Source organism: Mesorhizobium sp. CC13 (assembly GCF_039907765.1).
Lineage (GTDB): Bacteria > Pseudomonadota > Alphaproteobacteria > Rhizobiales > Rhizobiaceae > Aminobacter.
In genome coordinates this window covers 29982-43877 of the sequence record NZ_JARDJI010000021.1, presented here as the reverse complement: position 1 = coordinate 43877, position 13896 = coordinate 29982, and the positions used below count along the sequence as shown (strand labels likewise).

Below are 13896 nucleotides of genomic sequence, written 5' to 3'. Positions count from 1 at the left end.
GGCCAACTCAGCCGCCCGGCTGTCCCGGCGCCAGCGCTTCCCGCCGCTTTTCCAGGAAGCGACGGACGGCGGGGTCGGTCTCGAGCCCGATGGCGACCAGATAGGCCTTGCGGGCCAGTTCGGCGTCGCCGGTGAGCGACAAAAGCTCGGCCCGCGCCGCCCAGTAGGGCTGGTATGTGTCGAGCCTCGTGTCGCCGATCGCATCGAGCAGCCGCAGGCCCTCGGCCGGCCGCCCGGCATAGGCGACGGCGACCGCGTGGTTGACCGCGGCGACCGGCGACGCCGAGATCGCCAGGATCGCGGCATAGAGGGTGGCGATCGCCGGCCAGTCGGTGCAGCCGGTGAAGCGCCGAGCCGCATGCGCCGACTGGATCGCCGCCTCGATCTGGTAGCGGCCAAGCGCGGCGAATGGGCCGGCGCGCATGATGAGGGCGTCGGCCTCGCCGGCAAGGTCGGCATCCCAGAGGCGCGTGTCCTGCTGGCTCAGCGGCACGAATTCGCCGGCGGCGTCGCGCCTCGCCTCGCGGCGTGCCTCGGCGTGCAGCATCAGCGCCAGCAGGCCGAGCGCCTCCGGCTCGTCCGGCATCAGCCGCACCACCAGCCGGCCGAGCCAGATCGCCTCGGAGGCGAGGTTGCGGCGGCGCGATTCCGAGCCGGCGGCGTCGCCCCAGCCTTCGGAGAAGGCGGCATAGATCGCCTCCAGCACCGCCTGCAGCCGCTCGCCGAGTTCCGTCCTGTCGGGAATGCGGAAGGGAATGCCGGCTTGGCGGATGCGCGCCTTGGCGCGCACCAGCCGCTGCCCCATGGCGGCCGGCGAGACCAGGAAGGCGGAGGCGATGGTGGCCGCGTCGAAGCCGAGCAGGGTCTGCAGGATCAGCGGCGCCCGCACGCCCGGGTCGAGGGCGGGGTGGGCGCAGGCGAAGATCAGGCCCAGGCGCTCGTCGGGCAGGTCGTCATGCACGGTCTCCGCCTCCGTTTCCTCGCTCATCAGCCTGAGGTGCGGCAGGGCCGCCTGGCGCGTGGCGCGGCGGCGGTGCTGGTCGGCCGCGCGGCGGCGCGCGACGCTGAGCAGCCACGCTTCCGGACGGGCGGGAACGCCCGTCTCCGGCCAGCTGGCGAGTGCTGCGGCAAAGGCGTCGGCCAGCGCGTCCTCGGCACCGGCCACGTCGCGCGAGCGCGCGGCAAGGAAGGCGACCAGCTTGCCGTAGCTCCGGCGGGCGGCCGCTTCCGCCGCCGCCCGGGCCTCGTCCGCCGCCTCCGGCATGGCTAGCGGGTCGGCCAGACCGGCCGCACCTCGATGGTGCCGTTGCTGGCGGTAGGGCAGCGCGCCGCCCAGTTGAGCGCGGCGTCGAGGTCGGGCGCCTCGATGACGTAGAAGCCGCCGAGTTGCTCCTTGGTCGCGGCGAAGGGGCCGTCGAGCACCTGCGTCTTGCCGTCGCGCACGCGCACGATGGTCGCGTTGGACGTCGGCTGCAGCCGCTCGCCGGACACGAGCGCGCCGGCCTTGATCAGCGCCTCGTTGTAGGCGGCGTAGGGAGCGCTCATCTGCTTTGCCACTTCAGGGGAGGGAATGTCGCCCGGCACTTCTTCGGCATGGATGAGAAGCACGTATTGCATGGTGGTCTCCTGTGTTTGCCAGGGCCGCGTCGTCGCGGCCGAACGAATGTCGTCGACGCCCGGGGGATTTCGACATGCTGACGGAAATTTTTGCAAGATGGCGGCGGAAGGGCGCCGCTGGTCTGGCGAAAATCCCGTGCTGGCGGGGGCCGAGATGCTTGAGAAGTCGGCCCGGCGCATGTCAAATCCCCCGCTTCAAATTCAGGGGGGATGAACATGTACAAGCTCTACACCCGCGCCGGCAGCGGCGGGTTCGTGGTCGAGGCGGCGCTGGAACTGGCGGGCGCGCCGTTCGAACGCATCGATGTCGCCAAGGGTGCCGATCCCGATTTACTCTTCCGAGAGATCAGTCCGCTCCGCCAGGTGCCGGCGCTGGTGCTGCCGGATGGCGAGGCGATGACGGAGTCGGCCGCCATCTGCCAGCTGATCGCCGAGCGCTATCCCTATGCGCGGCTGGCGCCGGCCTCCGACGGCATCGGGCGTGCCGATTTCCTGCGCTGGATGGCGTTCATGACATCGGTGGTCTACCCGGCGATCCTGCGTATCTACTACGCGTCGCGCTATACCGCCGACGCCGCGGGCGCCGGTGCGGTCAGGGCCGCCGCCATCGCGGAACTGGACCGTGGCTTCGGCATCGTCGAGCAAGCGCTTGCAGGCCGTCGCTGGCTCGCGGGCGAGCGCATGTCGGTCGCCGACGTCTATCTGCTGATGCTGGTCTACTGGCTCCCCGAAGCCGGCAAGGCGGATGCCGCCTGGCCCAACATCGCCCGGCTGTGCGCGATGCTGAAGGACGTGCCGGTGATCAAGGACCTGAACGTCCGCCACGAACTGTGGTGAGGTCGGGCAGCGCCCGACCAGGCGCGCCCCGTTGAGGCGCGCCAAATGCGTTGCCCGGCCGAAGGCGGCTAGGCCCTCGGCGCGTTGATGCGGCTGCTTGTGGAGGAGCGTGGTGTGCCGGGCTTGCGCCGCCTGGCAGGCGTGTGCCTTACAGGCGGGAGGCTGCAGCCCGGCGTTCGCCGCGCAGGGTGGTGCTGCGGTGGTCGCTGGCCGGCCGCGCGATGCGGCTGTCGTGACGTCCGGTAACGGTCATGATCAGTGAATCGTCACGCGGGTCTTGAGCTGGTGGGCGCGGCGCGCGCAGGCCGGTCCCGGGCCGCGCATGTAGTGGCGCTCGGGGCGGTAGGTTGGAGCGATGAATTCGCGAAACGCCACGGCGGCGTGAGAGAGTTGGTTCCAGATAGCCATTGTTCTTATCCCTGTCCCTTCGGAAGCCCGTTCCGAATGTGGAAGCGATCATAGCCGTCGGTCGTGAATCTTCGGTGAACGCGATGTTAATCTTCGTGTGAAAATGCGCCCGATCGGGGCTGAATTGCGTTCTTTTCTGGGCATTTAGGCCGGATCGGGCGGCAATGGTTAAGATGTGCCTTTTCGACCACACAAGTAACCGCCGATTGCCGCGAAACTATCCACAGGTTTCGGGCGCCGGTTACAAACAGAGGCGTATTCGCAGCACTTCCGCGAGGCCCGTCTGGGCCGTGGAAGGTTCTAGCCGAGGAAGGTCTTCTCGAACGCCTTGCGGCCGGGCGGCGTGAATTCGACGACCCGGCTGCCGGCCGGCCGGCGCGCCCATCTCTCGGCGACGATCTTGTCGAGGATGGCTGCACCCAGCGAACCGGCCAGGTGCGAACGGCGCACGCTCCAGTCGAGGCAGGCGCGGCACATCGGCCGGCGCGAGCTGCCGAGGTTTGCGGTGTCGATGCCGATGGCGGCGAAGAAGGACGCCCCGGCCGGCCCGAGGCGGGCCTCGTCATCGTGGTTCAGGATGATCTCTTCGGCGATGAAGCGGTCGAACATCGCAACCGCGTGCTCGCCGGCGAGGTGGTCATAGCAGACGCGTGCCTCGCGCATCGACTTGTCGCGCGGTCCCGGCCGCGCGCGTTGCGGCCCGGAACCGGCGGCCACGCCGCTGATCGCCTCGATCATCGTCGCGACCTCGGTGCCGGCCAGCGCGTAGTAGCGGTGCCGGCCCTGGCTCGCCACCTTGAGCAGCCTGCCGTCCATCAGCTTTGCCAGGTGCGAGCTCGCCGTCGGCAGGCCGACGCCGGCCTCGAGCGCCAGCTCGCTGGCGGTGAGCGCGCCGCCGTCCATCAGCGCCATCAGCATGTTGGCGCGGGCGGGATCGCCGACCAGGCTGGCGATGCGGGCGATGTCGGGACCTTCCTTCATGGCGACCTCCGGCTCCTGGTGGCCTTTGACCCTGGGCGAGCATCATTCGATGCTAGTCGAAGCATTGTCGTCGGGCAATCCGTATTCTGGCAACAGAAGGGAGATCGCCATGACCACGGACTTCGACATCGCCGCGGCAAGGCAACAGCCGGCCGGCCGGAGGTTCCCGGTACTTCGGTTGCTTATGCGTTGCTACGACCGGCACCTGCAGCGGCTCCATCTTTCCGACCTGGACGACAAGGCGCTCGAAGACATCGGGCTCACCCGCCGCGACGTCGAGCGCGAATGCGCGCGGCCGTTCTGGCGCTGAACCTGCCTCAGTCTGCCATATCGACGACGGCGGATGCTTCGATGCCGGTCGAAGCGTTTCGAGCAGGCGCGGGGTGTCCGTTGTCGGGACCTCGCCCTGCAGGCGGAGAAGGAGGCTGGTCGCAACGCCGACGCCCCCTCTCCCCGTCCTGAGCTTGTCGAAGGATCACGGGGAGAGGGTAAGGGTGAGGGGCAGCACCATGGTTCACGCGTTGCCGATCAAAACGCCCGCCGCAAGGACCAGCCCGCCGCCGAGCACCACCTGGAAGGCGGCGCGCAGGAACGGCGTCTCCATGTAGCGGTTCTGGATGAAGGCGATCGCCCAGAGCTCCACGAAAACCACGGCTGCGGCCACGGTCGTCGCCGTCCAGAAATGCGGGATGAGGTAGGGCAGCGCGTGGCCGAGGCCGCCGATCGCGGTCATGATGCCGGAGGCGAGGCCGCGCTTGATCGGTGAGCCGCGCCCGGACAGCTTGCCGTCGTCATGGGCGGCTTCGGTGAAGCCCATCGAGATGCCGGCGCCGACGGAAGCCGACAGGCCGACCAGGAAGGTCTGCCAGGTGTCCTGCGTGGCGAAGGCTGCGGCGAAGATCGGCGCCAGCGTCGACACCGACCCGTCCATGAGGCCGGCGAGGCCGGGCTGCACATAGGTCAGGATGAACTGCCGCCGCTCGCCTGTCCGCTCCTCTTCCCTGACGTCCTCGGGGACGTGCTTGAGGCCGAGGCGATGGGCGAGCGATTCATGGCCCTGCTCGGCCGCCGCCAGGTCGCCCAGCAGCTTGCGGGTGGAGGCGTCCGACGTGCGCTTCGCCGCCTCTATGTAGAAGCGGTGGGCCTGCCGCTCCATCTCCTCGGCCTGGTCGCGCACCTTGTCGATGCCGAGCGGGCGCACCAGCCAGTCGGGCTTGCGCTCGTAGTAGCCGCGCACATGCTCGCGCCGGATCAGCGGGATGCGCTCGCCGAAGCGTTTGCGGTGCAGCTCGATCAGCGCGGCGCGGTGGCCGTCCTCCTCCTCGGCCATGGCGTCGAACATCTTGGCCGATTGCGCAAACTCGTCGCGTAAGCCGTCGGCATAGGCGCGGTAGATGCGGGCGTCGTCCTCCTCCGACGAAATGGCGAGCGCCAGGATCTCCTGCTCGGAAAGGGAATCGAAGGCGCGGCGGCCGAAGCCGAAGACACGGGAAAGCATGCTGATTCCTTAGTTTAGAATTATTCTAAACTAGGTCGAGCAAGACGGGCGGTCAATGCGCCAGCGGCGCAACAATTTTCCGCTTCATGGTCCAGCTCGGCAACGCAAAGGCTTGTTATAGCCTCACCTACGCCTATATAGGCTAACCTTACTATATGGAGAGAGGTTTCCCATGGCGGCCAGGCAGCAAGCCCATCGCATCGACCCCAAGCCCGTGCTCGAGCTGATCGCCAGCCTCGAGGCCGACCTGCAGCGCCTCAGGAAGATGCTGGAGCCGGCGCCGGAGAAATTCGATCCTGACAACCCGCTCAACAAGGCCACCGACGGCAAGCTGACCGAGCAGGGGGTCGAGTGCTGCTACCGCATGTTCGACGAGGGCAAGTCGCGCTATTCGGTGTCGCGCGCCATGAAGATCTCGTTTGCCGCCGCCACCCACCGCTTCAACGCCTGGCGCAAGGCCGGCGGCGAGAAGCGGCAGCGGGCGCTGCTGGGCTGATTGCCCTCACGACGGCTTCGACAGCGAAAAGACGTCGAGGCCGTCGACATCCCTTTCGATGCGCCGCCAGCCGAGCCCTTCATAGAAGCCGGCCTTGGCCGGCTCGGCGCAGAGATAGACTGTCTCGAAGCCCTGCCCGAACGCAGTCTCGGCTGCGGCCCGGACCAGGGCCGAACCGATACCGGCCTTGCGCGCCGCCTCGTCGACCCAGACGGCCGCCACCCAGGGCGCGTATTGCGGGCGGGCCTCGAGGTCGTCGTCGATCAAATGGGCGGTGCCGAGGAAGGTGTCGCCGTCATGGGCGACGAGCGCCATCGGGCGGCCGGCGGGCGTCAAGCTCTCGTCGACCAGCCCTTGCAGGTGATCGAGCCCGACCCCCTGGTCGCGCCACCAGGCGTTCCAGACGCGTTCGGCCACCGTCGAAGCAAATTCCGGCCTGTCGCGAAGATCGGATATGGAATAATTCTGGTCGCGGCGATCCGGCATGCTTGTTTCCGTCCAACTGGTCTTTCGGTTGTTGGCATAGAGATGACCGGGCAGCCATCCAATGGCCAGCTAGACCATTCCACGGAGCCAGACATGCCCCTCGAATCCTGGCAGTTCTGGGCGGTGCTGTCCGCCGTCTTCGCGGCGCTGACGGCGATCTTCGCCAAGGTCGGCGTCGAGAACGTCAATTCCGATTTCGCCACGCTGATCAGGACCGTGGTCATCCTTCTGGTCCTGGCGGGGATCGTGACCGCGACCGGGCAGGCGCAGGCGCTGGGCACGATTTCGGGGAAGACCTATGCCTTCCTGGCTCTCTCGGGTCTCGCCACGGGCGCTTCGTGGCTGTGCTATTTCCGCGCCCTGAAACTGGGCAACGCCGCGCAGGTGGCGCCGATCGACAAGCTAAGCGTCGTTCTTGTCGCGGTGTTTGGCGCCGTCTTTCTGGGCGAGCGTCTTGGCCCGGCGAACTGGCTCGGCGTCGCGCTGATCGCGGCGGGGGCGGTGCTGGTCGCCTACAAGGCCTGAGGGGGGAACCGCCTTGGTGGCGGCGTCGATGCGGGAGATGAAGGCGTCGAAGCGATGGGGCATGGCTGGTGCTTTTGCCTTTGTTAGCGAATCGCTATGCCGATCCGCGGCCGCGATTACCGTCCCGCACTATGGCAAAGCCATGGCGGAGCCGATCACAACCTTTTGCAAGCCGGCGCTCGCCGTGCCAAACAGAAGCCAAGGGCCGTCACCCTGAATCGGACGGCAAGCGGGGCTCGGTGCAGACAGGCGAAAAAAGGCGGGTTTATGTGGTCGGGCAGACCGAGATCGCGGCGCGGCCGCTCGATCCGGCGCTCTATCTGGTCGCCACTCCGATCGGCAATCTCGGCGACATCACCCTGCGCGCGCTGGAAACGCTTGCGGGTGCCGATCACGTCGCCTGCGAGGACACGCGCGTCACCCGCGTGCTGCTCGACCGCTACGGCATCCGCCAGCGGCCGACCGCCTATCACGAGCACAATGCGGCCGAGGCCGGGCCGCGGCTGATCGAGGCGCTGGAGAGCGGCAGGAGCGTGGCGCTGGTCTCGGACGCAGGCACGCCGCTGGTCTCCGACCCCGGCTTCCGTCTGGTCGAGCAGGCGCAGGCGCACGGCATCCGCGTCGTGCCCATCCCCGGCGCGTCCGCCGTGCTCGCCGCGCTGACCGCGTCCGGGCTGCCGTCCGACGCGTTCTTCTTCGCCGGCTTCCCGCCGGTCAAGGACGGGCAGAAGCGGTCGCGGCTGGAAGAGCTGAAGGCCGTGCCCGGCACGCTGATCCTGTTCGAATCGCCGCGCCGGCTGGCCGACACGCTTGAGGCCATGGCCGACGTGCTGGGCGACCGGCGGGCGGCGATCGGCCGCGAGCTCACCAAGGCCTTCGAGGAGATCCGCACCGGCACGCTGGCCGAACTCGCCGCGCATTATGCCGAGGCCGACACGCCGAAGGGCGAGATCGTCATCTGCGTCGCCCCGCCCGAGGCGCGCACCGAAACGGTCGAGGACATCGACAAGCTCTTGGTGTCGCTGGCCAGGGAGATGCCGGCATCGAAGGCGGCGGCGGAAGCCGCGCGCATGACCGGCCGGCAGAAGCCTGCGCTCTACCGCCGCCTGCTCGAACTCAAGGAAGGGGCGGGTGACTGACCGGCTCGCCCGGCAGAAGGCGCACAGCCGCGGCCACCGCGGCGAATGGCTCGCCGCCCTTGCCCTCATGCTCAAGGGTTTTCGGATCGTCGCCCGGCGCTACAGGACGAAGCTCGGCGAGATCGACCTGATCGCGAGGCGCGGCAACCTGGTGCTGATCGTCGAGGTCAAGTCGCGGAAAACGCTGCTCGAGGCGATGGACGCGCTGGCTTATGGCTCGGAGCGGCGCATCGAGGCGGCGGCCGATCTCTGGCTGGCGCGCCAGCCCGACTACGGAAAGCTCTCGGTACGCTTCGACATGGTGGCGGTGCTGCCCCGGCGCTGGCCGGTGCATGTCGAGAACGCATTCCAGGGGCGCAACTGAGCATGGAGCGCCGCGCCCCCGATTGGACGCGCAGGGACGCTCCAGCTCCTTGAACCTGCGCATCGTGCTTTGCGAAAATCGGTGCCGATTTTCGGGCCGATGCGGCAGGGCCTTTACGCTGGACGCCAATGCCCTTAACAGGCCTCGCAACGCCCGCGGCGCGGGCAATCGCGTTTCGCGTCGCGCAAGGACGCCCGAACTCCTGGAGAGAGCAATGACCCTTCCCGACCGGCTGAGCATCGACCCGCGCAGCCCCTTCTTCGACGGCGAGGCGCTGGAGCGCGGCGTCGGCATCCTGTTCAACGGCCGCGAGCGCGAGGATGTCAGCGAATATTGCGTCAGCGAGGGCTGGATCCGCGTGCCGGCCGGCAAGTCCAAGGACCGCTTCGGCCAGCCGATCACCATCAAGCTCAAGGGCACCGTCGAGCCTTTCCCGAAGCCGTGAGGTAACGGACCGGCGCGGCTCACCATGCGGCGGGCCGTCAGCCGGTGATGTCGAAGCCCGGCGGCACGTCCCGCTGCTCGGCCGCTTCGGCAACGACGTTCGTCACCGCGGCGCCGCGCGGCCCGACCCACAACGCCTCAAGCATCGCCTCGACCGCCTTGTCCGGGCCTGAGATCAGCGCCCGCACCGAGCCGTCGCGCTCGTTGCGCACCCAGCCGCGCAGGCCGAGCCGCTGCGCTTCCCGCAGCGTCCAGACCCTGAAGCTGACGCCCTGCACGCGCCCGGTGACGCTCACCAGCAGCGTGCGGTAGGTGTCGTTCATCGCTGCCTCCTGCCTAGCCGTAAGACATGCCCTGCCGGCCGGCAGGGCGCTCGGGGCGGCGGCAGGTGCTGGAGTTGGCCTACCCGCCCAGTCCCTCGAACAGCACCGTCGACAGGTAGCGCTCGGCGAAGGAGGGGATCACCACCACGATGTTCTTGCCGGCGTTCTCCGGCCGCGAGCCGACGACCACCGCCGCCTGCAGCGCCGCACCCGAGGAGATGCCGACCGGCACGCCTTCCAGCCGCGCCACCAGCCGGGCGTTTGCCACGGCCTCCTCGTTGGAGACCTTGACGATCTCGTCGTAGATCGTGGTGTCCAGCACCTTTGGCGCGAAGCCGGCGCCGATGCCCTGGATCTTGTGCGGGCCCGGTTGGCCGCCCGAAAGCACCGGCGAACCCTCCGGTTCCACCGCCACCACATGCAGCGACGGCTTGCGGCCCTTGATCACCTGGCCGACGCCGGTGATGGTGCCGCCGGTGCCGATGCCGGCGACGAGGATGTCGATCTCGCCCTGCGTGTCGTTCCAGATCTCCTCGGCCGTGGTCTGGCGGTGGATTTCCGGGTTGGCCGGGTTCTCGAACTGCTGCGGGATGACGGCGTTGGGGATGGTCTGCACCAGTTCCTCCGCCTTGGCGATGGCGCCTTTCATGCCCTTTGCGCCTTCGGTCAGCACCAGTTCGGCGCCGAGCAGCGCCAGCATCTTGCGGCGCTCGATCGACATGGTCTCCGGCATGGTCAGGATCAGCTTGTAGCCCTTGGCCGCCGCGGCGAAGGCGAGCGCGATGCCGGTATTGCCCGAGGTCGGCTCGATCAGCGTGCTCTTGCCGGGCGTGATCCGGCCCGATGCCTCCAGCGCCTCGACCATCGCCACGCCGATGCGGTCCTTGACGCTGGCGATGGGGTTGAAGAATTCGAGCTTGGCGAGCAGGTTCGCCGCCACGCCCCGTTCCTTGGCGAACTTGTCGAGCCTGACCAGCGGCGTGTCGCCGATCGTCTCGGTGATCGAACCGTAGATGCGCCCGCGGCCGGGTACGCGCGTGGGGGTGACGGGCTTGTTCATACGGTTCGCTCCCTGCCTGGATGACGCATTGCCGGCGACGAAGATAGGGTGTCGCCGGGCAGATTCCGAGTGGGTCGCATCCTGATTAGCGGCATTGCACGGAAATGCGTTTCCGCCAATGCGCCGTCATTGGAATGAGATTCTCGGAACACCCTTACTGGCGGGCGGCGATCGCTGCCGCCGCACCCACCATGAAGGCGGCCGCGGTGCGGTTCAGCGCCTTCAGCGCCCTGGGCGTCTTCAGGAACCAGCGCGCCTGCGAGGCCAGCGCCAGATAGGGCACCAGCACCAGCAGCAGCACCACGACGGTGATCGCCACGAGGACACCGTAGTCGGCCAGCGTCACCGACCTCAGGTCGATCACCGTCGGTGTGATCGCCAGGTAGAAGATCATCGTCTTGGGGTTGCCGAGCGTCAGCGTCAGCCCGGCCAGCAGGCTGGGGAGGAAGCCGTCCTTGCCCTTCTTCGCCTCGATCGTCTCGGGCGTGATGCCGCTGGTCCAGAAGCTCCAGGCGAGCCAGGCGAGGTAGGCGACGCCGAGCCACTTGATCGCCAGGAACACCATGCCGAAGGTCTGCGCCACCATGGCGAGCCCCAACACCACGGCGGTGAGATAGGTCAGGTCGCCCAGCACCAGCCCGAGCGACATGGCGAGCGACGAGCGGAAGCCCGAGCCGAGCGCCCGCGCCACGAGTGCGGTCACGCCGGGGCCCGGTATGGCCGCGGCAATGGCGAGCGCGCCGCTATAGGCGAGAAATCCTGCAAGCGTCATCGGAACAGCCTGATTGTCGGTTGATCGCCGGCTCTATGGCACAAATGCCGTTTCCAGCAAATGTCGCGTCGCTTGGGCCAGCGATCACATTTTGCCGAAATCGCCGTTTCGGTCATCGACATGTCATGCCTGCTCGTGTACGCGCACGGTCCCGCTGCGGCCTCATTGCTCAGGCCGCCCGTTCACGCAGCAAGATTCAGGATATTCAGATGCGACCGGCTTACGGCGGCATAGACTTCGGCACTTCCAATTCCACCGTCGGCGTCATCGAGAACGGCCGGCCGCGCCTCGTTGCGCTGGAGGGCGAGAGCGTCACCCTGCCGTCGGCCATCTTTTTCAACTTCGAGGACGACAACACCGCCATGGGCCGCCGCGCCATCGGCGAGTACACCGATGGCGCCGAGGGCCGCCTGATGCGCGCCCTGAAGAGCGTTCTCGGCTCGTCCCTGGTGCACGAGAAGACGCGCATCAAGGCCAGGCAGATCGCCTTCACCGACATCATCGGCATGTTCGTCGGCCACCTCAAGGACAAGCTCGAAGGCCATGTTGGCGAAGCGGTCGAAAACGTCGTGCTCGGCCGTCCGGTCCAGTTCGTCGACGAGGACGCCAAGGCCGATGCCGAAGCTCAGGGCGAGCTCGAAAAGGCCGCCCGCAAGCAGGGCTTCAAGCACATCGACTTCCAGTTCGAACCCATCGCTGCCGCCCTCGACTACGAGCGCACGGTTGCCGGCGAGGAACTGGCGCTCATCGTCGACATGGGCGGCGGCACCTCCGACTTCTCCATCGTCCGCGTCTCGCCCGAGCGCGCGGCCGCCCCCGAACGCAAGGCCGACATCCTCGCCAACCGCGGCGTCCACATCGGCGGCACCGATTTCGACCGCTTGCTCTCGATCGCCCATGTCATGCCCGAGCTCGGCTATCTGACGCCGACCAAGGACGGCAAGCGCAACCTGCCGGCCGGCTACTTCATCGACCTGGCAACGTGGCAGCGCATCAACCTGCTCTATACCCCCAAGGCCAAGCTCGACCTGCGCCAGATCCGCTTCGAGGCGGCCCGGCCCGACCTGGTCGACCGCATGATCGAGGTGGTCGAGCAGCGTTTCGGCCACGCGCTCGCGACCCGGGTCGAAAAGGCCAAGATCGAGCTCACCGACGCCGACCGCGCCACCGTCGAGGTCGACCTGCCGGCTGCGCATTTCTCCGCTTCCTTCACCCGCGGGCAGCTGGAAGACACGATCCGCACCGAGGTCGGCCGTGTCACCGCCACCGTCGCCGACACGCTGACCGAGGCCGGCGTGCGCGCCGAGGACATCACCGCCGTGTTCCTGACGGGTGGCTCGACCGCCATCCCGCTGGCACGCCAGAGCATCCTCGAGCTCGTCCCCGGCGCCAAGGTGGTGCAGGGCGATGCCTTCGGCAGCGTCGGGATGGGGCTCGCGCTCGATGCCCAGCGCAAGTTCGGCTGACTGGACCCGCGTCGAAGCATGATCTTGCGCCGGGTCGAGCCCGGCGCTTCATGAAGCGAAGCAGCGGCGGCTATGAAAGGTCGGCGTCGAGGCGCCGTTCGAGTTCGACCAGGTCCTGCGGCAGCGGCAGGCCTTGCGCGCGCAGCTCGGCGAGCTTCTCGCGGATCTGCTCCTGCAGCTCGTGGGCGTCCTCGGGCTGGTTGACCATTTCCTGAAACAGGACCGCGATCTGGGCCTTGATCTGTTCGAGCGCCATCTGGGTCTCCCCTGGCTGTGCGGCTATCGCAGCATGCGCGAAATAAGCTGCGCCGTATAGTCCACCATCGGCACGATGCGCGCATAGTTGAGCCGGGTCGGGCCGATGACGCCGAGCGCGCCGACGACGCGGGCGTCCTTGTCGCGATAGGGTGCCACCACCAGCGACGAGCCCGAAAGCGAGAACAGCCGGTTTTCCGAGCCGATGAAGATGCGCACGCCGGAGCCCTCCTCGGCGAGGTCGAGCAGCTGGATCAGCCCGTCCTGCGTCTCCATGTCCTCGAACAGGTGCTTGAGCAGCTCGATGTCGGCCTGGGCGGTGACGTTTTCCAGCAGGTTGGCGCGGCCGCGCACGATGAGGCGGGCCGGCAGGCCGCTGTCGGCCCCGGCCCAGACGGCGAGGCCCTTCTCGACCAGCTGCTGCGACAGCGTGTCGAGCGCTGCCTTGGTCTCGTCCTTGAGGCGGGCGATCTCGGTGCGCGCCTCGGCCAGCGTGCGGCCGCGGATATGGGCGTTGAGGAAGTTGGTGGCCTCCTGCAGCTGGGACAGCGTGACCCCCAGCGGCAGCTCGACGACGCGGTTCTCGACGTCGCCGTTCTGCGACACCAGCACCACGAGCGCCCGCGACGGCTCCAGCTGGATGAACTCGATGTGCTTGAGCGGCACCTCGTTCTTGGTGGCGAGCACGAGGCCCGCGCCGCGCGACAGGCCCGACAGCATCTGGCTCGCCTCGGTCAGCATGTGCTCGAGCGAGGCGCCGTCGCCCGAGGCCTTGACCTGGGCGTCGATGGTGCGGCGTTCCTCGTCGGAGAGGTCGCCCAGTTCCATGAAGGCGTCGACGAAGAACCTGAGGCCCTTCTGCGTCGGCAGGCGGCCGGCGGAGATGTGCGGCGCATAGACGAGGCCAAGATGTTCGAGGTCGCTCATGACGTTGCGCACGGTGGCCGGCGACAGCGACGAGGGCAGCATGCGCGACAGGTTGCGCGAGCCCATCGGCTCGCCGTCGCGCAGGTAGGATTCGACGATGCGCCGGAAGATGTCGCGCGAGCGCATGTCGAGGGACTGCAGGCTGGGGTCGGTAACCGCTTTGGTCATCTTCTTCTTGGTCTCCGCCTCGAATGATATAGACAGCGCCGGCCCGAACACAACCATGGTCCGGCTTGCCGGTTTTCCTTTGCGCTCCCGTGGGCATGGGGCTACAAGCCGGCGACATCTGCCAAATTCC

At 68.0% G+C, this 13896-nt stretch carries 19 protein-coding genes; 8 read left to right on the top strand and 11 right to left on the bottom strand.

Going from position 1 to position 13896, the window contains the following annotated elements:
* Positions 1–7: 7 nt before the first annotated feature.
* On the bottom strand, positions 8–1264 hold the full coding sequence (locus tag PV773_RS21655; protein ID WP_347968352.1) for a DUF6596 domain-containing protein: 1257 nt from the start codon (positions 1262–1264) through the stop codon (positions 8–10).
* A 2-nt stretch (positions 1265–1266) separates the two neighbouring features.
* Positions 1267–1617, bottom strand: coding sequence for a YciI family protein (locus tag PV773_RS21650; protein ID WP_347968351.1), 351 nt, complete (start codon positions 1615–1617; stop codon positions 1267–1269).
* Positions 1618–1833: 216 nt separating this feature from the next.
* Between PV773_RS21650 and PV773_RS21645 the strand changes: the two genes are divergently transcribed.
* On the top strand, positions 1834–2454 hold the full coding sequence (locus PV773_RS21645) for a glutathione S-transferase family protein (protein WP_347968350.1): 621 nt from the start codon (positions 1834–1836) through the stop codon (positions 2452–2454).
* Positions 2455–2709: 255 nt separating this feature from the next.
* On the opposite strand, the gene PV773_RS21640 is transcribed toward PV773_RS21645, so the two are convergent.
* Together PV773_RS21640 and PV773_RS21635 are read right to left on the bottom strand one after the other, a co-directional pair.
* Positions 2710–2862: a hypothetical protein gene (locus tag PV773_RS21640; RefSeq protein ID WP_340036037.1), complete on the bottom strand. Its 153-nt coding sequence runs from the start codon at positions 2860–2862 to the stop codon at positions 2710–2712.
* Positions 2863–3162: 300 nt separating this feature from the next.
* A complete protein-coding gene (locus PV773_RS21635; RefSeq protein WP_347968349.1) occupies positions 3163–3843 on the bottom strand; it encodes a winged helix-turn-helix domain-containing protein in 681 nt (226 codons plus the stop codon).
* Positions 3844–3952: 109 nt separating this feature from the next.
* On the opposite strand from PV773_RS21635, the gene PV773_RS21630 reads away from it, so the two are divergent.
* A complete protein-coding gene (locus PV773_RS21630) occupies positions 3953–4153 on the top strand; it encodes a DUF1127 domain-containing protein (protein ID WP_347968348.1) in 201 nt (66 codons plus the stop codon).
* A 204-nt stretch (positions 4154–4357) separates the two neighbouring features.
* Here the strand turns inward: PV773_RS21630 and mbfA are convergent, their stop codons facing one another.
* Positions 4358–5341, bottom strand: coding sequence for an iron exporter MbfA (gene mbfA, locus PV773_RS21625; RefSeq protein WP_347968347.1), 984 nt, complete (start codon positions 5339–5341; stop codon positions 4358–4360).
* Between the two features lie 172 nt (positions 5342–5513).
* Here mbfA and PV773_RS21620 point away from each other — a divergent pair, with 172 nt between their 5' ends.
* Positions 5514–5837: a hypothetical protein gene (locus PV773_RS21620; RefSeq protein WP_340036041.1), complete on the top strand. Its 324-nt coding sequence runs from the start codon at positions 5514–5516 to the stop codon at positions 5835–5837.
* Positions 5838–5843: 6 nt separating this feature from the next.
* Here the strand turns inward: PV773_RS21620 and PV773_RS21615 are convergent, their stop codons facing one another.
* Positions 5844–6323: a GNAT family N-acetyltransferase gene (locus PV773_RS21615; protein ID WP_347968346.1), complete on the bottom strand. Its 480-nt coding sequence runs from the start codon at positions 6321–6323 to the stop codon at positions 5844–5846.
* A 93-nt stretch (positions 6324–6416) separates the two neighbouring features.
* On the opposite strand from PV773_RS21615, the gene PV773_RS21610 reads away from it, so the two are divergent.
* From PV773_RS21610 to PV773_RS21595, 4 genes are all read left to right on the top strand, one after another.
* The gene (locus tag PV773_RS21610) at positions 6417–6848 is read left to right on the top strand and encodes an EamA family transporter (protein ID WP_347968345.1); all 432 of its coding nucleotides are present in this window, start codon (positions 6417–6419) and stop codon (positions 6846–6848) included.
* Between the two features lie 239 nt (positions 6849–7087).
* Entirely contained in the window at positions 7088–7987 is a 900-nt protein-coding gene (rsmI, locus tag PV773_RS21605; protein WP_347968344.1) for a 16S rRNA (cytidine(1402)-2'-O)-methyltransferase, read from the top strand.
* Positions 7980–8351: a YraN family protein gene (locus tag PV773_RS21600; RefSeq protein ID WP_347968343.1), complete on the top strand. Its 372-nt coding sequence runs from the start codon at positions 7980–7982 to the stop codon at positions 8349–8351. The genes rsmI and PV773_RS21600 overlap by 8 nt, the downstream gene beginning before the upstream one ends.
* A 214-nt stretch (positions 8352–8565) precedes the next feature.
* On the top strand, positions 8566–8796 hold the full coding sequence (locus PV773_RS21595) for a DUF3297 family protein (protein WP_340036046.1): 231 nt from the start codon (positions 8566–8568) through the stop codon (positions 8794–8796).
* A 37-nt stretch (positions 8797–8833) separates the two neighbouring features.
* Here the strand turns inward: PV773_RS21595 and PV773_RS21590 are convergent, their stop codons facing one another.
* The 3 genes from PV773_RS21590 to PV773_RS21580 form a co-directional block, all read right to left on the bottom strand.
* A complete protein-coding gene (locus PV773_RS21590; RefSeq protein ID WP_347968342.1) occupies positions 8834–9118 on the bottom strand; it encodes an acylphosphatase in 285 nt (94 codons plus the stop codon).
* 79 nt (positions 9119–9197) lie between these two features.
* Positions 9198–10178: a cysteine synthase A gene (cysK, locus tag PV773_RS21585; RefSeq protein ID WP_347968341.1), complete on the bottom strand. Its 981-nt coding sequence runs from the start codon at positions 10176–10178 to the stop codon at positions 9198–9200.
* A 154-nt stretch (positions 10179–10332) separates the two neighbouring features.
* On the bottom strand, positions 10333–10950 hold the full coding sequence (locus PV773_RS21580; protein ID WP_347968340.1) for a LysE family translocator: 618 nt from the start codon (positions 10948–10950) through the stop codon (positions 10333–10335).
* A 209-nt stretch (positions 10951–11159) separates the two neighbouring features.
* Between PV773_RS21580 and PV773_RS21575 the strand changes: the two genes are divergently transcribed.
* Positions 11160–12416: an Hsp70 family protein gene (locus PV773_RS21575; protein ID WP_347968339.1), complete on the top strand. Its 1257-nt coding sequence runs from the start codon at positions 11160–11162 to the stop codon at positions 12414–12416.
* 70 nt (positions 12417–12486) lie between these two features.
* On the opposite strand, the gene PV773_RS21570 is transcribed toward PV773_RS21575, so the two are convergent.
* Both PV773_RS21570 and hrcA read right to left on the bottom strand, forming a co-directional pair.
* Positions 12487–12672, bottom strand: coding sequence for a hypothetical protein (locus tag PV773_RS21570; RefSeq protein ID WP_340036051.1), 186 nt, complete (start codon positions 12670–12672; stop codon positions 12487–12489).
* Between the two features lie 23 nt (positions 12673–12695).
* Entirely contained in the window at positions 12696–13766 is a 1071-nt protein-coding gene (gene hrcA, locus PV773_RS21565; RefSeq protein WP_340036052.1) for a heat-inducible transcriptional repressor HrcA, read from the bottom strand.
* Between the last annotated feature and the right edge of the window lie 130 nt (positions 13767–13896).